The sequence below is a fragment of the Pseudomonas sp. 273 genome (assembly GCF_029201425.1).
GTDB lineage: Bacteria > Pseudomonadota > Gammaproteobacteria > Pseudomonadales > Pseudomonadaceae > Pseudomonas > Pseudomonas delhiensis.
Window position 1 is genome coordinate 6,348,707 of record NZ_CP116775.1, and the last position, 19,290, is coordinate 6,367,996.

Genomic DNA, 19,290 nt, shown 5'->3' on the forward strand with positions numbered 1-19,290 from the left:
ATTATTCTTCGTCGGCGCCCCTGAGCGCCTCCAGCAGGGCCGCGGCATTCGCCCCGCGGCAATCGATCACGCGTCGCGCACCGGCGTCGCGGGCCAGTTCGGCGACCCGCGGGCTGGGCACGAACAAGGGTAGCCCGGCCAGTTGCGGCCAGTCCTCCCCGGCCACTCGCAGCAGGTGCTCCAGGCCCTGGCCACTGCTCACCACCAAGCCGTTCAGCGCCTCCTCGCACACCCGCCGCGCCAGTTCGCCCGCCGGGTAGGCCGGCAGGACGCGGCGGTAGAGTTCCAGATAATCCACGGCCACACCTTGGCCGCGCAGGCGCTCGGCGAGGAATTCTCGGCCACCTTCGCCACGCAGGATCAGCACCCGCGGCCCCGGCACCTCCAGGGCCTGCGCCAGGGCCGGCAGCGCCAGCAGCGCCTCGCTGTTGTCGCCGTGCTCCGGGTAGTGCACGCGCAGACCGTAGTCATCGAGGATAGCCGCGGTGGCCGCGCCGACCGCGAACCAGCCCTGGCGCGCCGGCGGCTGCGGCCAGAAGCGGTCGATGCGCTCTACGCCCAGGCGCGCGGCGGGCTTGCTGACCACCACCACGGCGCAGTAGCGGTCCAGGTCGAGCAGCAGGCTGCGCTGCTCGGGGGTTTCTTCCAGGGGCTCGATGGCCAGCAACGGCAGGCTGGCGCTGGCCACGCCGTGTTCGGCCAGGCTGGCGGCCAGGGCCTCGCACTCTTCCTGCGGCCGCGTCAGCAGCAGGCGCCAGTGGCTCACTGCGGGCCGGCCTCGCCATACACGGCGGCGAGGATGTCGGCCGCGCCTTGCCCCAGCAGGTCTTCGGCGACTTTCACGCCCAGCGCCTCGGCCTCGGCCAGCGGCGCGCGGGCCTCGGCGCGCAGCAGCTGCGCGCCGTCGGGCTGGCCGACCAGGCCGCGCAGCCACAGCTGCTCGCCCTCGCGCACGGCGTAGCAGGCGATGGGCACCTGGCAGCCGCCGTTGAGGCGCTTGTTCAACGCGCGCTCGGCGGTCACCCGCAGCGCGGTGTCGGCGTGATGCAGCGGCGCCAGCAGCGCGTGGATCTCGGTATCGGCGCTGCGGCATTCGATGCCCACGGCACCCTGGCCACCGGCCGGCAGGCTGTCCTCCACGCCGATGGCGGAGCGGATGCGCGCCTCGAAGCCGAGGCGGATCAGGCCGGCGGCGGCGAGGATGATGGCGTCGTACTCACCGGCGTCGAGCTTGGCCAGGCGGGTGTTGACGTTGCCGCGCAGGAAGCGGATCTGCAGGTCCGGGCGGCTGGCCAGCAGCTGCGCCTGGCGGCGCAGGCTGGAGGTGCCGACCACGCTGCCGGCGGGCAGCTCGGCGAGGCTGGCGTAGGTGTTGGAGACGAAGGCGTCGCGCGGGTCCTCGCGCTCGCAGATGCAGTACAGGCCCAGGCCCTCGGGGAAGTCCATGGGCACGTCCTTCATGGAGTGCACGGCGATGTCGGCCGCGCCCTCCAGCAGGGCGGTCTCCAGTTCCTTCACGAACAGGCCCTTGCCGCCGATCTTCGCCAGCGGGGCATCGAGCAGCTTGTCGCCGCGGCTGGTCATCGGCAGCAGACTCACGCGCAGGCCGGGGTGGGCCTGCTCAAGGCGGCTCTTGACGTACTCGGCCTGCCACAGGGCCAATGCGCTCTGACGGGTGGCGATTCGGATTTCGCGGGACGACATGGGCAATTCCGGGACAAGGGACTGCGGGGGATGATAACAGGCTTCAGCGCCCAGGCTTTCCCCCTGCGACGCCAAGACAGGCTTTCAGCCCACCCCGCTCGGGCCATCCCCGGGATCAGGGTTCACTGGCAAGCCCGCGCCTACATCACCGCTGTAGGCGCGAGCTTGCTCGCGAACAAACGGTGCCATGCGGTTCGCGAGCAAGCTCGCTCCTACGAAGAGCAACTCGGCGCGGCCTGCAAGCCAGCTGCGCCTACGCCTCCCGCCTGCAGCTTGCAGCTTGCAGCTTCACAAGTTATGCATCAACCGCCGCACCCCGGCGACATGCCGCCGGCTCACGGTCAGGGCGTCGCCGTCCAGGCCCTTGAGGTAAAGCTGAAAATGCCCCAGCGGGGTGCGCTGCAGGCGCTCGATGCGCTCGCGCGAGACCAGGGCGTTGCGGTGGATGCGCACGAAACGCTCGCCGAACTCGTCTTCCAGGGCCTTCAGCGGCTCGTCCAGCAGCACTTCGCCGCCGGCGTGGCGCAGGGTCACGTACTTGTGGTCGGCGATGAAGAAGATCACGTCCTCCAGGGGGATCAGCTCGATGCCCTTGCGCGTCCGCGCGCTGATGTGGCTGCGCGGGCCGGGGCCGCCGGCGGCCGGCGGCCTGGTCAGCGCCGCCAGCTGGATGCGGTTGGGCCTGGAGGCCTTCTTCAGGGCCTCGGCCAGGTCCTCTGCGCGCACCGGCTTGACCAGGTAGCCGACCGCGCTGACCTGGAAGGCCTCCAGGGCGAATTCATCGTGGGCGGTGCAGAAGATCACCGCCGGGGGGGCTTCGCGCTCGCACAGCTTGGCGGCGACCTGGAGCCCGTCCAGGCCGGGCATGCGGATATCCAGCAGGACGATATCCGGCTTCAGGCTGTCGATCAGCGCCAGCGCTTCTTCGCCGTTGCTGGCGGAGGGTTCGAGGACGCGGTAGCCGTCCAGTTGCCCCACCAGCCGGGCCAGGCGCTCGCGCGCCAGGGGTTCGTCATCGACGATCAGGACATTCATAAGCTCAGGCTTCCTGCATGAGACGCGCACATGGATAGCGTAGACAGGTGTAGTGCCGTCCGTCACGGCGTTCGACGCTGAGACTCGCTTTTGGCCCGAAAAGTGCCGCAATTCTCGCCGCGATATTCTGCAGCGCCTGCTTGGTCCCCTTCGTGGGCAGCGTCTGCGTCGACTCGTCGTAGGGGTTGCTCACGCACAACTGGAACACACCGTCACGATAGTCCGCCTCAACTTTCACCAGGCCGCCTTCGATGCGCGGCTGGATACCGTAGATCAATGAATTCTCCAACAGTGGCTGCAGGGTCAACTGCGGGATGGGCACGCCATCGGGCACGCCGCTCACCTGCCAGTCCAGTTGCAGCCGGTCGCCCAGGCGATACTGCTCTATGGAAAGATAGCGCCTGGCCAACTCCAGTTCCTCCCCCAGGAAATTAAAGTCCCCGGCTTGGCCAGGCTGGCGCGGAACAGGTCCGACAGGTTCAGCACCGCCTGCTCGGCCTTGCCCGGGTCCAGCTCGATCAGGCTGGCGATGCTGTTCAGGCTGTTGAACAGGAAGTGCGGGCGGATGCGCGCCTGCAACGACTCGATGCGTGCGCGCAGCTCGGCCTGTTCCTGCCTGCGCCATTGGCTCTGCAAGTAAAAGTAGCGTAGCAACAAGGCCGACATGATGAGGGCGATCAAGGCATGGCGCAGGTACAGGTTGACCTCGCCCTTGATCGACAGCGGCCCGCCGAGCGCGTAGTAGTCGGCCACCGCGGTGCAGCCGAGGGTGAGCAGCACCACCAGCAGGCAGCTGGCCAGCCCCGAGCCCCATGCCGGCCAGCGCGCCAGCAGCGGCCGCAGGCGGCACAGCAGGCCCGCCGAGAGCAGCACTATCCACTGCACGAAGAGCGAGGCTAGGGCCAGGCGCACCCAGTTGAAGCTGGGCGTCATCGGCTCGGCCAGCACCAGTACCAGCACCAGCAGCTCGGCCAGCAGGACCAGGCTGAACAGCGCCTCGCTCTGGCACAGTTCGGGGATGAAGAAATCGTCGTGGGTTGCCGGCTGGGCGCCGGTCTTGGCTTGGTTTGGCATCGCCGAAGTTTCCGCAAGCCTCCGCGCCTCGGCAAGCGGATCGCAGCCCGCCGGGCGAATTCGAGCACCGAAATGTCGACTGCGCCGCGCCCGGCCGGGGCGGCCACCCTGGTTCCCCCCGCCACACCCGTCGAAGCGCACGCCGTTTTTGACCTTCAGCCTGCTATTATCGTCGGACTTTGCCCTTCCTGCAGGCGCTGCACGCGCCTGCCTGTTTCCGCGAGAGAGATCCATGAGCGTAGAGAAGACCAACCAGTCCTGGGGCGGCCGCTTCAGCGAACCCGTCGACGCCTTCGTCGCCCGCTTCACCGCCTCCGTCGACTTCGACAAGCGCCTCTACCACCACGACATCATGGGCTCCATCGCCCACGCCAGCATGCTGGCCCGGGCCGGCGTGCTGACCGACGCCGAGCGCGACGCCATCATCGACGGCCTGAAGCAGATCCAGGCCGAGATCGAGGCCGGCAGCTTCGACTGGCGCGTCGACCTGGAAGACGTGCACATGAACATCGAGGCGCGCCTGACCGACCGCATCGGCGTCACCGGCAAGAAGCTGCACACCGGCCGCAGCCGCAACGACCAGGTGGCCACCGACATCCGCCTGTGGCTGCGCGACGAGATCGACACCATCCTCGCCGAGATCACCCGCCTGCAGCAGGGCCTGCTGGGCCTGGCCGAAGCCGAGGCGGACACCATCATGCCCGGCTTCACCCACCTGCAGACCGCCCAGCCGGTGACCTTCGGCCACCACCTGCTGGCCTGGTTCGAGATGCTCAGCCGCGACTACGAGCGCCTGGTGGATTGCCGCAAGCGCGTCAACCGCATGCCCCTGGGCAGCGCCGCGCTGGCCGGCACCACCTACCCGATCCAGCGGGAAATCACCTGCGAACTGCTGGGATTCGAAGCGATCTCCGGCAACTCGCTGGACGGCGTGTCCGACCGTGACTTCGCCATCGAATTCTGCGCCGCCGCCTCCCTGGCGATGATGCACCTGTCGCGCTTCTCCGAGGAGCTGGTGCTCTGGACCAGCGCGCAGTTCCAGTTCATCGACCTGCCCGACCGCTTCTGCACCGGCTCCTCGATCATGCCGCAGAAGAAGAACCCGGACGTGCCGGAACTGGTACGCGGCAAGTCCGGCCGGGTGTTCGGCCACCTCACCGGCCTGCTGACGCTGATGAAGGGCCAGCCGCTGGCGTACAACAAGGACAACCAGGAAGACAAGGAACCGCTGTTCGACGCCGCCGACACCCTGCGCGACAGCCTGCGCGCCTTCGCCGACATGGTCCCGGCCATCAAGCCCAAGCGCGAGATCATGCGCGAGGCGGCCCGCCGCGGCTTCTCCACCGCCACGGACCTCGCCGACTACCTGGTGCGCAAGGGCCTGCCCTTCCGCGACTGCCACGAGATCGTCGGCCACGCGGTGAAATACGGCGTGGACAGCGGCAAGGACCTTGCCGAGATGAGCCTGGACGAGCTGCGCCAGTTCAGCGACCAGATCGCCGACGACGTGTTCGCCGTGCTGACCCTGGAAGGCTCGGTGAACGCCCGCGACCACATCGGCGGCACCGCCCCGGCCCAGGTTCGCGCCGCCGTGGCGCGTGGCAAGGAGCTGCTGGCCAAGCGTTGAAGCGTTAGCGCGTCAGCCACAAAGGAACGCCGCTTCCCTACTCGGGAAGCGGCGTTTTTTATTGTCCGCGAGCGGTCCATGCCTTGCTGTGAACGGTAGGAGCGGGCCCTGCCCGCGATTTCGCGCGCAGGGCGCGCTCCTACAATGAAATGGCGCGGGTGGGGCAGCGTAGGAGCGGATCTCATCCGCGAATCACGCCGGAACGTCCGGCTATCGCGGAAAAGTTCCGCTCCTACAGTAGTAACGCCATGCCTCGGGGCAGACTGTAGGAGCGGGCCCTGCCCGCGATTTCGCGCGCAGGGCGCTGCTCCTACAAGGAAATGGTGCGGGTGGGGCAGCGTAGGAGCGGATCTCATCCGCGAATCACGCCGGAACGTCCGGCTATCGCGGAAAAGTTCCGCTCCTACAGTAGTAACGCCATGCCTCGGGGCAGACTGTAGGAGCTGGCCCTGCCCGCGACTTCGCGCGCAGGGCGCGCTCCTACAAGGAAATGGCGTGGGTGGGGCAGCGTAGGAGCGGATTTCATCCGCGAATCGCGCCGGAACGTCCGGCTATCGCGGAAAAGTTCCGCTCCTACGAAGAGCACCTCGCGCAGCCGGAAACAGCTGATCCTACGAAGCGCTTGGCTCCTCGGCGTCACAGAACTTCTGCAGCAACTGCAATTCCACCGGCCCCAGCCCAAGCATCCGCAGCGCCTTCTCCTCCTTCAGCAGCCCGGACTGGGACGCCGGCAGGCGTGCCGCCCTGGCCGCCAGGTTGAGCACCAGCGCCTTGCGCGAGAACACCCCGCTGCCCATGCCGTAGCACGCGGCGACCAGCCCGCGCAGCTCCAGCGGCAGGCGCCAGCGCGCGCGCAGCGTGGAGCCGAAACTGGCGCCGAAGGCCTTGAGGCTGTCGTCGATCTCCTGGTCCTCCAGCGCCCCGCCGCGCCGGCACCATTCCTCCAGGGTGCGCAGCACCGCGAGGTCGCCCAGGCAATGCAGCAGGCCAGCGGTGTAGCAGCGCGGCGCGTCGACGTCGAGGCTCTCGGCCAGGGCCTGGGCGGCATCGGCGGTGCGCTGGGAAAGCGCCCAGAATGCCGCGGCGCGCTCCTTCAGGCGCGGCTCGGCGAGTTGCGCGGCGTGCTCCAGGCTGAGCCCCAGCACCAGGTTGCAGGCCTGGGCCAGGCCGAGGCGGGCCAGCGCCTGGGCGAGGGTCAGGCAGGGCATGCCGACGTGCCGCGCGGCGCTGTTGGCCGCGGCGATCAGGCAGGCGGTGATCTGCGGGTCGCGGCCGAATTCTTCTTCCATCTGCTCCAGGCTGACCCCTTCGCAGCTCAGGCAACGGCTCGCCGCCTCGCCCACCGCAGCCAGCAGGGGTGCGCCCTCGGCGGCGTCACGTGCCTCGGCGAGGAACTCGGCCAGGCTGCCGGTAAGCCCCCGGGGCACGGCGCAACTGACTTCCTGACCCGGCTCCAGCAGCAGGCTGCGCAGGCGCTGGCGCAGGTCCTCGGCATTGAACGGCTTGACCAGGTAGGCGCTGGGCGCCAGCGGCAGCACCGCGCGCACGCTGGCCGCATCGGCCTTGGCGCTGATCAGGATGAAGTCCGGCGCACCCGCCCCACGGCGGCTGCGGCGCAGGTGGCGGAGCAGGTCGATGCCATCGGTGCCGGCCAGTTCCTGCTCGGCCAGTACCAGGCCGAAGGCGCGCAATCGGCAGGCCTGGATGGCCTGGTCGCCGTCCTCGCAATATTCGACGGCCGCGTCGCAACGCACGCTCAGTACCAGTTGGCCGAGCAATTCGCGGTTCCAGGGGTCGGCGGCGGCGACCAGAACGGTCGGCGCGGCGCTGAGTGCTGTCATGGAGATCCTCTCGCAGATGCGCGCGCACCTTAACCGAGTCGCAAGGCGCCTGCCAGAGGGAGGCCCGGACGGCATCGCGCGCAGGACAGGATAGCTGATGCGGCGGCGCTCTCCGATACGACCAAGGGGGTAGATGCGGCACGGCGACGCAGGCGGAGCGAAACCCCGGAAAAAGAAAAGGCCCGCTTGCCAGACTGTGTGAAAACACGCTGAGAGCAAGGCCAAGCCAACGCCCCGACTGGTTCGGGGCGTTGGCTTTTCTGGGGAACATCAGGCCATCAATTCGATCAAGCGACGAGCACCGAGTACCTGGATCGCACGCTTGAGGTTGTAGGCCTGCACGGCCAGGGCCATTTCCGTGCTGGCGCCCCCTAACTGCCGTAGCAGGAAGCGGCCGTTGCCAAATATCCACTGCTTCAGGTTGCCGAAGGGGTGTTCAACGATGGATCGGCGCTTGGTCATCATGTCCGGTCGGGCCTTCAGGCGTTGCTGCATACGCTCGAAAGCCGACTCATGGGCGTGACGGGTGAGATGACGGCGCTTGCTGTTCGTACAGCGCGACTGCAAAGGGCAAGCGCAGCAATCGCCGCTGATCGCGTAAATCCTCTCCATGCCGCGTACCTGCTTGAGGAGGAGCCACTGGCCTGCCGGGCACTGGTAGCGGTCGTGCTCCGCGTCGTAGGTAAAGACGCTGCGATCGAACAGTTCCATGCCCTTGCCGTGGTTGTTGATACCACGGTTCAGCGGCACATACGCGGTGATGCCCGCCTCTTCGCAAGCCTGGAACTGCTCGCCATTGGAGTAACCGGCGTCTGCCGTGACCGTCAGCTGTGCCTGCGCCAGCACCGCTTGGCTGGCTTCGGCCATCGGCTGCAGTTGGCGAGTGTCATTGCCGTCCCGGGTCACCTCGTGGTGCAGCACTAGGCAATGCTTGTCATCGACGGCGCTTTGCACGTTGTAGGCGACCCGCGCCCCCTGCTGGGTTCGCATCAACTGGGCATCGGACTCGCCGATCACGAATTGCTCCAGCCCCTGGGCCTGCATCAGGACCTGGCAGGTCAGGTTGTCAGCATGCCGAGCCTGCAACTGTTCGAGGGCGGTCTTGACGGCCCCCCGGTCGATCCCTTCGCCGGCTTCGGCGCGGTCGGCTTCATCCAGATCGCTCAGATAACGAGCGATCTCGGCCTCCAGTCTGGCTTGCTGACGCTTGAGCCGCGCCAGGCTCAAGTGCTTGCGTCGTGAAGCCACCGCCTGAAACTTGCTGCCATCGATAGCCACCAATTGACCACCGATCAACCCGACCTGACGGCAGAACTGCACAAAGGCACGGCAGGTTGCCTGGAACGCCATACCGTTGTCTTTACGGAAATCGGCAATGGTCTTGAAGTCCGGTACCAATTGGCCCAGCAACCACATCACTTCGACATTGCGCTGGCACTCGGCCTCCAGTCGGCGCGAGGAGCGGATTCGATGGAAGTAGCCATACAGGTACAGCTTGAGCAAGTCGGCCGGATCATAGGCCGGACGTCCAACCTTGCTAGCTCGCGCCTTGCTGAAGCCCAGTCTGTGCAAATCCAGCCGCGCCACGTAGGCCTCGATCACGCGGACCAGATGTTCTTCGGGAACCAGTTCATCCAGACACACTGGAAACAAGCTGCCCTGATCACGCCCTTCACCGCGGATATAGCCCATAAACGACAATGCCCGTATCGATCGATACGGGCATTGTCTTGGGCTTGCACTCAGACTGCTAGGTTTTCACACAGTCTGTTGCGCGGGCCTCTTCCGGTACTGCCGAACGAGCCTGTCAGGCCAGTTCGTCGAAGCACTCGGCCAGGATGGCCAGGCCCTTCTGCAGCTGGGCGTCCGGGATGGTTACCGGCATCAGGAAGCGGATCACGTTGTAGTAGGTGCCGCAGGAGAGCAGGATCAGGCCCTTCTCGCGAGCACGCACGACGATCTTGCTGACCAGCTCGGCGGCCGGCTTGTTCACGTCGCCGCCTTCGAACAGCTCGATGGCGACCATCGAACCCAAGCCACGGACGTCGCCGATCACCTTGTGCTTGGCCTGGATGTCGCGCAGGCCGGCCTTCAGGGTTTCGCCAACGGCTTGCGAACGCTCCAGCAGCTTCTCTTCGTCGAACACCTTCAGCACGGCCAGGGCCGCGGCGCAGGCGATCGGGCTGCCGGCGTAGGTGCCGCCCAGGCCACCGGGGGCGATAGCGTCCATGATCTCGGCCTTGCCGACAACGCCGGAGATCGGGAAGCCGCCGCCGACGGACTTGGCGAAGGTGGTCAGGTCCGGGACGATGCCCAGCTGCTCGGTGGCGAAGAAGGTGCCGGTGCGGCCAGCGCCGGTCTGCACTTCGTCGGCGATCAGCAGGATGCCGTGCTCGTCGCACAGGGCGCGCAGGCGCTGCATGAACGGCTTGGAGTTGACGTAGAAGCCACCCTCGCCCTGTACCGGCTCGATGATGATGGCGGCGATGTCACGCGGCTGCGCGTCGTTCTTGAAGATGCGCTCGATGCTGGCGATCGACTCGTCTTCGCTGATGCCGTGCAGTTCGCACGGAGCCAGGGCGCGGAAGATGCCGCCCGGCATCAGGCCCATGCCGGCGGAGTACGGAACCACCTTGCCGGTCAGGCCCAGGGTCATCATGGTGCGGCCGTGGTAGGCGCCGGTGAAGGCGATCACGCCGGCACGGCCGGTGGCGGCACGGGCGATCTTCACGGCGTTCTCGACCGCTTCGGAGCCGGAGGTGACCAGCAGGGTCTTCTTCGGGAAGTTGCCCGGAACGCGCTTGGCGATCTCTTCGGCCAGCTCGATGTAGGGCTCGTAGGCCAGCACCTGGAAGCAGGTGTGGGACAGCTTGGTCAATTGCTCCTGAACGGCGGCGACCACTTTCGGGTGCAGGTGGCCGGTGTTCAGTACTGCGATGCCGCCGGCGAAGTCGATGTATTCGCGACCCTCGACGTCCCACACGGTGGCGTTCTCGGCGCGCTCGGCGACGACCGGGTGGATCTGGCCCACGCCGCGCGGAACGGCGGCCTGACGGCGTTGCAGCAGGGATTCGTTGGTTTTGCTCATAGCTTCCTCAGTGGCCGCTCATCGGGCGGCCGGGTCAAAGGATGAAGACGGGGAGAAGCCACTCGCGACAGCATACGATGATCGACTGTCGCGGCACTTGCGGCCCGCCGGGTGGGTTGTCCGGTGCCACCACCGGAAAACGCCGACGCGTGAGTGGCTGCCGGCTCTTGCCTGCCACCCGCGCGCCCACGGGAAATCAGATGCCGCCCAGGCAGAGGTACTTGACCTCGAGGTAGTCCTCGATGCCGTACTTCGAACCCTCGCGACCCAGGCCCGAGGCCTTGATGCCGCCGAAGGGGGCGACCTCGTTGGAGATCAGGCCGGTGTTGATGCCCACCATACCGTATTCCAGGGCCTCGGCCACGCGGAACACGCGGCCCAGGTCACGGGCGTAGAAGTAGGAGGCCAGGCCGAACTCGGTGTCGTTGGACATGGCGATGACGTCGGCCTCGTCCTTGAAGCGGAACACCGGGGCCAGCGGGCCGAAGGTCTCGTCCTTGGAGACGAGCGCGTTCTTCGGCACGTCGACCAGGATGGTCGGCTCGAAGAAGGTACCGCCCAGGGCGTGCGGCTTGCCGCCGGCGACGACCTTGGCGCCCTTGCCCACGGCATCGGCGATGTGTTCTTCGACCTTGGCCACGGCCTTGGAATCGATCAGCGGGCCGGTGGTCACGCCCTGCTCCAGGCCGTTGCCGATGTTCAGCTTGGCCACGGCAGCCTTCAGTTTCTCGACGAAGGCGTCGTACACGCCGTCCTGCACGTACAGGCGGTTGGCGCAGACGCAGGTCTGGCCGTTGTTGCGGTACTTGGAGATCAGCGCGCCTTCGACGGCGGCGTCCAGGTCGGCATCGTCGAAAACGATGAAGGGCGCGTTGCCGCCCAGCTCCAGGGAGACCTTCTTGATGTCCTTGGCGCATTCGGCCATCAGCTGGCGGCCGATCTCGGTCGAGCCGGTGAAGGTCAGCTTGCGCACGATCGGGTTGCCGGTCAGCTCGCCGCCGACTTCGCCGGCGCTGCCGGTGACCACGCTGAACACGCCTTTGGGGATACCGGCGCGCTCGGCCAGCTCGGCCAGGGCCAGGGCGGAGTACGGGGTCTGCGAAGCGGGCTTCAGCACCATGGTGCAGCCGGCGGCCAGGGCCGGGCCGGCCTTGCGGGTGATCATCGCCGAGGGGAAGTTCCACGGGGTGATGGCCGCGGTGACGCCGATCGGCTGCTTGATGACGATGATGCGCTTGTCCGGCTGGTGGCCGGGAATGGTGTCGCCATAGATGCGCTTGGCTTCCTCGCCGAACCACTCGAGGAAGGAGGCGGCGTAGGCGATCTCGCCCTTGGCCTCGGCCAGCGGCTTGCCCTGCTCGATGGTCATCAGGCGGGCCAGGTCATCCTGGTTCTGGATCATCAGCTCGAACCAGCGGCGCAGCTTGTTGGCGCGCTCCTTGGCGGTCAGCGCGCGCCAGGCCGGCAGGGCCTTCTCGGCAGCCTCGATGGCGCGGCGGGTTTCGGCGGCGCCCATCTTCGGCACAGTGCCGATGATCTCGTTGGTGGCCGGGTTGTTGACCTTGATGGTCTGACCGCTGTCGGCGTCCACCCAGGAACCGTCGATATAGGCCTGTTGGCGGAACAGCTTGGCATCATTGAGTTGCATGACCAGTCTCCTTCGAGGAAAGCCATAAGCAGCGGGTCTACCTCGACTACACCCGCCTGCTCTTGTTGTCCGGGAAGCATTGGAGGGGCGCTCGCCCCACCCGTTCCATCGTCCCGCCGCGCCGCCCGCCTGGCGGACGGCACCGGCGCTAGCGCACGGTCACCGATCGTCGCGCACGGGCGCGCGAAAACGGACCACGGCGGTAGCCGTAGCCGGTCGGATCAACCGGGAGGTCCATGGACGGGATACGCTGCGGAAACGCCACCACTGCAGGAATCGGCTGCTGCACGGCATCGCGTGCATTCGCCAGGCAGTACGGAAGTCGGTCATCCCACTGGCACGAGGCCGGGTACTGTGACGCCAATTCCCCTGTCTCCTGTTGTTGTGGTGGGCGTTTGAAATGTCAAACGCATCCTAGGGCCCCATCCCCCAAAGGGCAAGGGGTCGTTCGAAAAAACCAACGAAAGTACATGCCACCCGGCGCCTCCAGGCCAGCCCCGGCCGACGGGCGGCAGGCCATTCGCGAAATCGCCGGCGCACCTGCCAAGCGATGGACGCAGCCCGATCAGATGCGTATGATTGCCGCCTGCCGCGCCAGGCGCGGCCATACGCATCCGTAGCTCAGCTGGATAGAGTACTGCCCTCCGAAGGCAGGGGTCGTGGGTTCGAATCCCGCCGGATGCGCCATATACGAAGGCCCAGGTGAATACCTGGGCCTTTTTGTTTTGGGCTGTACTGAAATAGTCGGGCCTGCTTGGAAGCCTCCCCCTGGCATTCGTAAAATTTTGTCTATCCAGGCCCCTGCATTTCAAATAATGTTCATGCAGTTAAAAAATCTCTAGCCAGGAGCACAGAATGGAGAGCCAGTTCGTCGGCTATGCCTTTCTGGTCGAAGCCCTGAAGCTGAAAGTCTTCCCGATTCAGCGTCCTGCAGCGATCAGGCCTGTCACACGGATCGAACCGTTGGGCCGCGAACTCGCAGTTCCCCAACGCCTCGCCCCGCCGCCAGGCGATTGCTGTGCCCACGTACTGTTCGCCCTGAAGCACGAGGGAATCAACCTGGGCGTACTGGCCCAGGCCTTACCGCAGATTCCAGCCGCCACCATGCTGGCCGAGCTTCGCAAGGCACCCAGCGGCGCCTATATCCGCAAGGCCTGCTACCTCTGGGAGGCCTTCAGCGGAACCCGGCTACCCCATGATGCGAGTCCGAAAGGCGCAACAACCCCGTTGTTCGACCCAGCCCGCTACGTCACCGGCCCTGCGCAGCGCAATGCCCGCTGGCGGGTGGACTTCAATGGCCTCGGCACGCTCCATTACTGCGCAACGGTCGAGCGTATACCCGAGATCAAGGCGCTGCTGGAACTGGACATTCTCGGCAAGTCGCGGGAGTTCATCGGATCGCTGCCGGCAGGCATGATGGACAGGGCCCTGAGCTGGGCCTACCTGCACGAAACCCAGGACTCGTTCGCCATCGAGCGCGAAGCCCCCAGCGCGGACAAGGCCGAGCGCTTCGTCCAGCTCCTGCGGCAAGCCCATGAGCGTCAACCGCTGACCGAGGACTACCTGGTCGCTCTGCAGAACAGCACGATCAGCAATCCCTTCAACCGGGCGGCCGCCTTTCGCCACGAACAGAACCACCTGAGCAACGGTCTGCGTGGCGCTGCAGGCGTGACCTATGTTCCCCACCTCCCGAGCTCTGCCGAGACCTGATGGGCGAACTGATGCAGTTCGCCAACGAAGCCCCCATGCGAATCGATCCACTGGTCGCTGCCGGCATCATCTCGTTCGGCTTCGTCTTCCTGCACCCCTTCATGGATGGCAACGGACGCCTGTCCCGCTTCCTGATCCATCAGGCGCTATGCCGAAGCGGCGCCATGAGCCACGGCCTGCTGCTACCCGTCTCGGTGGCGATGAAGCGCGAGGAACAGCGCTATCTCGAAGCACTGCAAAGCTTCTCGCGCCCCGCCCGCGAATTCTGGCGGGTACTGTGGCTCGATGCGGATGACCTGAGCTTCGAGTTCACCGGAAATGAGGGGATTTACCGCTACTGGGACGCGACACCGTGCGTAGCTTTCACCCTGGAGATGGCCAGGCAGGCGCTGGAAGTCGAACTCCATGAAGAAACCGAATTCCTCCAGGCCTACGACCTGGTATTCAAGGCCGTCGACGCACACTACGACGTTCGAGGCAGCGACCTGGCGCAACTGGTGATGATGTGCCTGAGCAACAACGGCATCGTCTCGCGCAATCGCCGCAAGCAGTTCCAGTACAGCGTCCCGGAAGAGGTGTTTGATTTCATCGAGGAGCAGGCTCGGGAAGTTCTGGCTGAGCAGGCAGCGAGACTGAGCGCCAGCTAGCCTGCCGATAGATTGGATCCACGACGAAGCCCGCCTTGTGCGGGCTTCGTTGTTTCTAACGGGGCAAGAACCGACAGCCCAATTCGACGGGCATCAACCCGGTCACTCGGCAGATCGAGCAACAGCCGTCTTAACCGAACAGTGCCGCCTGCCAGTGCTTCTCGCTGACGATGGCCAATGAGCAACCATTCTCCCGCAACTCCACCGCCTTCTTGATCTTGGTGCCATAGGTACTGTGGAGCCATTGCTCGTTCCCTATTTCCCCAACGACCAGGTAGTGGATCTTCTTGCTCACACCGGGTGCGATCTGGCCTCCGCGCTCGACAACCAACGCCTCGCAGTCCTTGCGCGGGCCGTACGCCATGACACCTGTGAACAGAAACAGCCGCCCACTCCATACGAGTTCGGGGACGGGATGATCGAGGGGCAGTGCATTCGAAGGAACGAAAGCGTTGTCGCTCGCCCTGGGCCTGGCTGCGCTCAAACCGGCGAAGCTACGGAGGATTCCCAGCAACTCCGCGGCCTCATCAGCATCCAGCACGCCATCGGAGAGCATGTCCGATAGCCGGCGATACAACAGGTTGATCACCGGATCCTCGAGATGCACGAGATTGGCCGAGATCCAGTTTTCCAGGAACTCGGCCTCCTGCTGGTTGATATGCCCGTCCGCAGTAATGCCGGCAGCCAGCCCCAGCAGAGCATCCGCAGAACGCCGGTCGATCCGCGCTTCATGGAAAAAGCGGCTGCCTTCGAACTCTCGATGTAGATCAACCATTGGCATCCTCTGCTTCGTCACTGCTCCCGGGGCCGGCCAGTTTCGCCAGGTCGGAGGTGAACACCACCGTCATGCCCGTTGCCGAACAGACCAGAGAGAGTTCCTCGGCAAGATCGATGCGCAGGTCTTCGCCACGCAGGCCCTGCCACTCGGCGAGGTACCTGTAGGACCCGAACTTCTCCGGCTTCTTGAGCCGTTTCACGAAGCCGCCCTTCCACCCCAGGGGTGGCAATCCACCTGCCAGGCAGGCTTCAGCCAATTGCGGCTCGACCGCGGCACGCCTCCGGCCGACCTCCCAGCACTGGATCAACCCTCGGTCGGTTCCCTTCCAGGTCTCGTTCCAATCCAGGCCCGAGCGCAGGGGCTCGCTGATTGCGCGTTCGATGACGTTCACGTTGAAGGCTCCTAGTCCATGACACCTGGCCAGGCAGCGCTTTGGATTCGAGAAGCCAAAAGCCAAGCACTTGCCTGACAGCTCGGAGTGAATGAAAGGCTCACTGCCCCATGATCTGCCGGTAGCGGCGCTGGTATTCCTCGTAGCTCAGGCCTGTTTCCGTGTTGAGCTTATTGAGCTGCTGTTGCTGCCACTGGTCCTTGTTCAGCGAGCCACTGGCCTGACTGGAAGCCACCGGCGCCTGCTGCGGAGCCACCTGGCTGACCTGGGCATCGAGGTTGCCGATGCACTGGTACTTGATGACCACCTGCCCAGCCGCGCAATTGCCCCAACCATCCCACTGGTTGCAGTTCTGCGTCTTGCCGCCGAACGCTTCCGCGTCCCGATAGCCCCAGACCGCGCATTTCCGCTGGGCAAGCCCCTGCGCCTGATCCATGTTGACCACTGGCTGCTCGAACTGCTGGAAGTCATAGGCCATGTCGACCGTCCCGTCGGCACGGCTGCCGCCGGTGGCGTAGAAGTTCTTCTTGACGGCACAACCACTGCTTGCAGCGATGGCCAGTACGAGGATGGCGAGGGAAAGCGGGCGCATGGCGACCTCCTTGTCATGATTGACAGCATTCTGCCATCAGCCTGAATCCCCCGTCATCCCGCTTGCCGATTCGACTCCCGCTCCGGCATCCCTTCTTTTCGGCGCCACCCGCCACAACCATCCGTCGCCCGACCCGCCCACCCCCACCCCCTGCCTCTTGCACTTCCAATATTATGGTATACCATCAGACCAAATCGCACAGAGACACCCAAGGAGTGCCCATGAGCTTCGAAATCCGCAAGATCGTCAGCTACGTCGAGGAAACCTTCATCGAGGGCGGCAAGGCTGCCGAGAAGCCGGTGACCATGGCCGGGCTGGCCGTGGTGATCAGGAACCCCTGGCTGGGCCGTGGCTTCGTCGAGGACCTCAAGCCGGAGATCCGCGCCAACTGCTCCGACCTGGGCGCGCTGATGGTCGAGCGCCTGACCGCGCTGATCGGTGGCGCCGGCAGGATCGAAGCCTACGGCAAGGCCGCCGTGGTCGGCGCCGATGGCGAGATCGAGCATGCCTCGGCGGTGATCCACACCCTGCGCTTCGGCAACCACTACCGCAAGGCGGTGGACGCCAAGAGCTACCTGAGCTTCACCAACAAGCGCGGCGGCCCGGGCACCTCGATCCAGATCCCGATGATGCACAAGGACGACGAGGGCCTGCGTTCGCACTACATCACCCTGGAGATGCAGATCGAGGACGCGCCGCGCGCCGACGAGATCGTCGTGGTCCTGGGCGCCGCCGACGGCGGCCGCCTGCACCCGCGCATCGGCAACCGCTACATCGACCTGGAAGAGCTGGCCGCCGAGCAGGCCCAGTGATTCCGCGGCCAGTGCAGGAGCGTTCCATGATTCGGCTCACCGCTGAACACACACCGGCCGGCACCAGCTACCTGGCGACCGGCCAGGGCCAACCCGTGGTACTGATCCACGGCGTAGGCCTGAACAAGGAAATGTGGGGCGGGCAGATCGTCGGCCTGGCCCCGCATTACCGGGTCATCGCCTACGACATGCTCGGCCACGGCGCCAGCCCGCGCCCCGAACCGGGCACCGGGCTGGTCGGCTACGCCGCGCAGCTGCGCGAGCTGCTCGACCACCTGCAGATCCCCCAGGCCACGGTCATCGGCTTCTCCATGGGTGGCCTGGTGGCGCGCGCCTTCGCCCTGCACCATCCGCAGCAGCTGCAGGGCCTGGTGATCCTCAACAGTGTGTTCAACCGCAGCGCCGAACAGCGCGCCGGCGTCATCGAGCGCACCCGCCAGGCCGCCGAGCACGGCCCCGACGCCAATGCCGAGGCCGCGCTGTCGCGCTGGTTCAGCCGCGAGTACCAGGCGGCCAACCCGGCGCAGATCGCCGCCATCCGCCAGACCCTGGCGAGCAACGACCCGCAGGGCTACCTGACCACCTACGAGCTGTTCGCCACCCAGGACATGTACCGCACCGAGGACCTGGGCAGCATCCGCGTGCCGACCCTGGTCGCCACCGGCGAGCTGGACCCCGGCTCGACCCCGGAGATGGCCCGGCAGCTGGCCGCGCGCATTCCCGGCGCGCAGGTGGCCATACTCGATGAACAACGCCACATGATGCCGGTGGAGTCGCCGCGCCTGGTCAACCAGGTGCTGCTGGACTTCCTGCACCAGGCCCTGAGCCTGCCGAACCAGACCGAGGGGATAGTCGCATGACACTCGCCCGCTTCCAGATGTGCATCGACGGCCAATGGCTCGATGCGCTTTCCGGCAAGACCTTCGAAAGCCTCGACCCGTCCAGCGCGCAGCCCTGGGCGCTGCTGCCCGATGCCGCCGAGGAAGACGTCGAGCGCGCCGTGCAGGCCGCGCAGAAGGCCTTCGAGAATCCCGCCTGGCGCAAACTCAGCGCCACCGCCCGCGGCAAGCTGCTGCGCCGCCTGGGCGACCTGATCGCCGAGAACAGGGAGCACCTGGCCCAGCTGGAGAGCCGCGACAACGGCAAGCTGATCCGCGAGACCCGCGGCCAGGTCGGCTACCTGCCGGAGTTCTTCCATTACACCGCGGGCCTGGCCGACAAGCTCGAAGGCGGCACCCTGCCGATCGACAAGCCGGACATGTTCGCCTACACCGTGCACGAGCCGCTGGGCGTGGTGGCCGGGATCATCCCCTGGAACAGCCCGCTGTACCTCACCGCGATCAAGCTGGCCCCGGCCCTGGCCGCCGGCAACACCATCGTGCTCAAGCCCTCGGAACACGCCTCGGCGACCATCCTCGAGCTGGCCCGCCTGGCCCTGGAGGCCGGCTTCCCGGCCGGCGTGGTCAACGTGGTCACCGGCTTCGGCCCGAGCACCGGCGCGGCCCTGACGCGCCACCCGCTGGTGCGCAAGATCGCCTTCACCGGCGGCGCCGCCACCGCCCGCCACGTGGTGCGCAGCAGCGCGGAGAACTTCGCCAAGCTGTCGCTGGAACTGGGCGGCAAGTCGCCGAACATCATCTTCGCCGACGCCGACCTGGACAGCGCCATCAACGGCGTGGTGGCCGGCATCTACGCCGCCACCGGGCAGAGCTGCGTGGCCGGCTCGCGGCTGCTGGTGCAGCGCGAGATCTACGACGAGTTCGTCGCCCGCCTGATCGAGCGCGCCAGGCGCATCCGCATCGGCAACCCACAGGAAGACGCCAGCGAGATGGGCCCCATGGCCACCGCGCAGCAACTGGCGGTGGTCGAGGGCCTGGTGGCCGCGGCCAAGGCCGAGGGCGCGCGCCTGCTGATGGGCGGCAAGCGCCCCGAGGGCCAGGGCGAGGGCTGGTACTACGAGCCGACGCTGTTCGCCTGCGACAGCCACTCCATGCGCATCATGCAGGAGGAAGTGTTCGGCCCGGTGGCCTCGGTCATCCCCTTCGATGACGAGGCCGAGGCGCTGGCCCTGGCCAACGACTCGCAGTACGGCCTGGCCGCCGGCATCTGGACCCGCGACCTGGGCCGCGCCCACCGCCTGGCGCGCGACGTGCGCTCGGGGATCATCTGGGTCAACACCTACCGCGCGGTCTCGGCCATGGCGCCGATCGGCGGCTTCCACCAGAGCGGCTACGGCCGCGAGAGCGGCATCGACTCGGTGCTGGCCTACACCGAACTGAAGACGGTGTGGATCAACCTCTCGCAGGCGCCCATGCCCGACCCCTTCGTGATGCGCTGAGGTAC

Annotated in this window: 14 protein-coding genes, 1 tRNA gene and 2 pseudogenes; 6 read left to right on the top strand and 11 right to left on the bottom strand. The window is 66.4% G+C overall.

Features of this window, described 5'->3' with window-relative positions; genetic code table 11:
• Nucleotide 1: 1 nt before the first annotated feature.
• From PKO50_RS29135 to PKO50_RS29150, 4 genes and pseudogenes are all read right to left on the bottom strand, one after another.
• Nucleotides 2-766, bottom strand: coding sequence for a uroporphyrinogen-III synthase (locus tag PKO50_RS29135; RefSeq protein WP_109932117.1), 765 nt, complete (start codon nt 764-766; stop codon nt 2-4).
• Nucleotides 763-1,704: a hydroxymethylbilane synthase gene (hemC, locus tag PKO50_RS29140; protein WP_089391051.1), complete on the bottom strand. Its 942-nt coding sequence runs from the start codon at nt 1,702-1,704 to the stop codon at nt 763-765. Before hemC ends, PKO50_RS29135 begins: the two co-directional genes overlap by 4 nt.
• A 288-nt stretch (nt 1,705-1,992) precedes the next feature.
• Nucleotides 1,993-2,739 carry an alginate biosynthesis regulator AlgR gene (gene algR / locus PKO50_RS29145; protein WP_043269670.1) on the bottom strand — a complete coding sequence of 249 codons (747 nt, stop codon included), beginning with the start codon at nt 2,737-2,739 and terminating at the stop codon, nt 1,993-1,995.
• A gap of 4 nt (nt 2,740-2,743) precedes the next feature.
• A pseudogene (locus PKO50_RS29150) lies at nt 2,744-3,813 on the bottom strand (sensor histidine kinase).
• A 232-nt stretch (nt 3,814-4,045) separates the two neighbouring features.
• On the opposite strand from PKO50_RS29150, the gene argH reads away from it, so the two are divergent.
• Nucleotides 4,046-5,440 carry an argininosuccinate lyase gene (gene argH, locus PKO50_RS29155; RefSeq protein WP_109932113.1) on the top strand — a complete coding sequence of 465 codons (1,395 nt, stop codon included), beginning with the start codon at nt 4,046-4,048 and terminating at the stop codon, nt 5,438-5,440.
• Nucleotides 5,441-6,051: 611 nt separating this feature from the next.
• On the opposite strand, the gene PKO50_RS29160 is transcribed toward argH, so the two are convergent.
• From PKO50_RS29160 to gabD, 4 genes are all read right to left on the bottom strand, one after another.
• Nucleotides 6,052-7,281: an HDOD domain-containing protein gene (locus PKO50_RS29160; RefSeq protein WP_275627962.1), complete on the bottom strand. Its 1,230-nt coding sequence runs from the start codon at nt 7,279-7,281 to the stop codon at nt 6,052-6,054.
• Between the two features lie 270 nt (nt 7,282-7,551).
• On the bottom strand, nt 7,552-8,973 hold the full coding sequence (locus tag PKO50_RS29165) for an IS1182 family transposase (RefSeq protein WP_275627963.1): 1,422 nt from the start codon (nt 8,971-8,973) through the stop codon (nt 7,552-7,554).
• A gap of 115 nt (nt 8,974-9,088) precedes the next feature.
• The gene (gene gabT, locus PKO50_RS29170) at nt 9,089-10,369 is read right to left on the bottom strand and encodes a 4-aminobutyrate--2-oxoglutarate transaminase (RefSeq protein WP_089391056.1); all 1,281 of its coding nucleotides are present in this window, start codon (nt 10,367-10,369) and stop codon (nt 9,089-9,091) included.
• Between the two features lie 196 nt (nt 10,370-10,565).
• Nucleotides 10,566-12,017, bottom strand: coding sequence for an NADP-dependent succinate-semialdehyde dehydrogenase (gabD, locus tag PKO50_RS29175; protein ID WP_275627964.1), 1,452 nt, complete (start codon nt 12,015-12,017; stop codon nt 10,566-10,568).
• Nucleotides 12,018-12,627: 610 nt separating this feature from the next.
• On the opposite strand from gabD, the gene PKO50_RS29180 reads away from it, so the two are divergent.
• Together PKO50_RS29180 and PKO50_RS29185 are read left to right on the top strand one after the other, a co-directional pair.
• Nucleotides 12,628-12,704, top strand: a tRNA-Arg gene (locus tag PKO50_RS29180).
• Nucleotides 12,705-12,872: 168 nt separating this feature from the next.
• Nucleotides 12,873-14,374, top strand: a pseudogene (locus PKO50_RS29185) (Fic family protein).
• A 130-nt stretch (nt 14,375-14,504) separates the two neighbouring features.
• Here the strand turns inward: PKO50_RS29185 and PKO50_RS29190 are convergent.
• From PKO50_RS29190 to yecR, 3 genes are all read right to left on the bottom strand, one after another.
• Complete coding sequence (locus PKO50_RS29190; protein ID WP_275630543.1) at nt 14,505-15,149, bottom strand: NAD-dependent DNA ligase; 645 nt, start codon at nt 15,147-15,149, stop codon at nt 14,505-14,507.
• Nucleotides 15,142-15,543 (bottom strand): hypothetical protein, encoded by a 402-nt coding sequence (locus tag PKO50_RS29195; protein WP_275627965.1) that lies wholly within the window; start codon nt 15,541-15,543, stop codon nt 15,142-15,144. Before PKO50_RS29195 ends, PKO50_RS29190 begins: the two co-directional genes overlap by 8 nt.
• Before the next feature lie 100 nt (nt 15,544-15,643).
• Entirely contained in the window at nt 15,644-16,135 is a 492-nt protein-coding gene (gene yecR, locus PKO50_RS29200) for a YecR family lipoprotein (protein ID WP_275627966.1), read from the bottom strand.
• Nucleotides 16,136-16,356: 221 nt separating this feature from the next.
• Between yecR and PKO50_RS29205 the strand changes: the two genes are divergently transcribed.
• From PKO50_RS29205 to PKO50_RS29215, 3 genes are read left to right on the top strand one after another with little or no spacing between them, the layout of a single operon-like run.
• Entirely contained in the window at nt 16,357-16,947 is a 591-nt protein-coding gene (locus PKO50_RS29205; RefSeq protein ID WP_089391074.1) for an amino acid synthesis family protein, read from the top strand.
• A gap of 26 nt (nt 16,948-16,973) precedes the next feature.
• Nucleotides 16,974-17,807, top strand: coding sequence for an alpha/beta fold hydrolase (locus PKO50_RS29210; RefSeq protein ID WP_109935094.1), 834 nt, complete (start codon nt 16,974-16,976; stop codon nt 17,805-17,807).
• On the top strand, nt 17,804-19,285 hold the full coding sequence (locus PKO50_RS29215; protein WP_089391076.1) for an aldehyde dehydrogenase: 1,482 nt from the start codon (nt 17,804-17,806) through the stop codon (nt 19,283-19,285). The genes PKO50_RS29210 and PKO50_RS29215 overlap by 4 nt, the downstream gene beginning before the upstream one ends.
• Nucleotides 19,286-19,290 lie beyond the last annotated feature (5 nt).

Bases quoted from the DNA above. Each gene is read 5' to 3' on its own strand.
- PKO50_RS29215 (WP_089391076.1), top strand. From the start codon at position 17,804: ATGACACTCGCCCGCTTCCAGATGTGCATCGACGGCCAATGGCTCGAT.
- PKO50_RS29160 (WP_275627962.1), bottom strand. From the start codon at position 7,281: ATGACAGCACTCAGCGCCGCGCCGACCGTTCTGGTCGCCGCCGCCGAC.
- PKO50_RS29205 (WP_089391074.1), top strand. From the start codon at position 16,357: ATGAGCTTCGAAATCCGCAAGATCGTCAGCTACGTCGAGGAAACCTTC.
- PKO50_RS29165 (WP_275627963.1), bottom strand. From the start codon at position 8,973: ATGGGCTATATCCGCGGTGAAGGGCGTGATCAGGGCAGCTTGTTTCCA.
- PKO50_RS29190 (WP_275630543.1), bottom strand. From the start codon at position 15,149: ATGGTTGATCTACATCGAGAGTTCGAAGGCAGCCGCTTTTTCCATGAA.
- algR (WP_043269670.1), bottom strand. From the start codon at position 2,739: ATGAATGTCCTGATCGTCGATGACGAACCCCTGGCGCGCGAGCGCCTG.
- gabT (WP_089391056.1), bottom strand. From the start codon at position 10,369: ATGAGCAAAACCAACGAATCCCTGCTGCAACGCCGTCAGGCCGCCGTT.
- PKO50_RS29210 (WP_109935094.1), top strand. From the start codon at position 16,974: ATGATTCGGCTCACCGCTGAACACACACCGGCCGGCACCAGCTACCTG.
- hemC (WP_089391051.1), bottom strand. From the start codon at position 1,704: ATGTCGTCCCGCGAAATCCGAATCGCCACCCGTCAGAGCGCATTGGCC.
- gabD (WP_275627964.1), bottom strand. From the start codon at position 12,017: ATGCAACTCAATGATGCCAAGCTGTTCCGCCAACAGGCCTATATCGAC.
- yecR (WP_275627966.1), bottom strand. From the start codon at position 16,135: ATGCGCCCGCTTTCCCTCGCCATCCTCGTACTGGCCATCGCTGCAAGC.
- argH (WP_109932113.1), top strand. From the start codon at position 4,046: ATGAGCGTAGAGAAGACCAACCAGTCCTGGGGCGGCCGCTTCAGCGAA.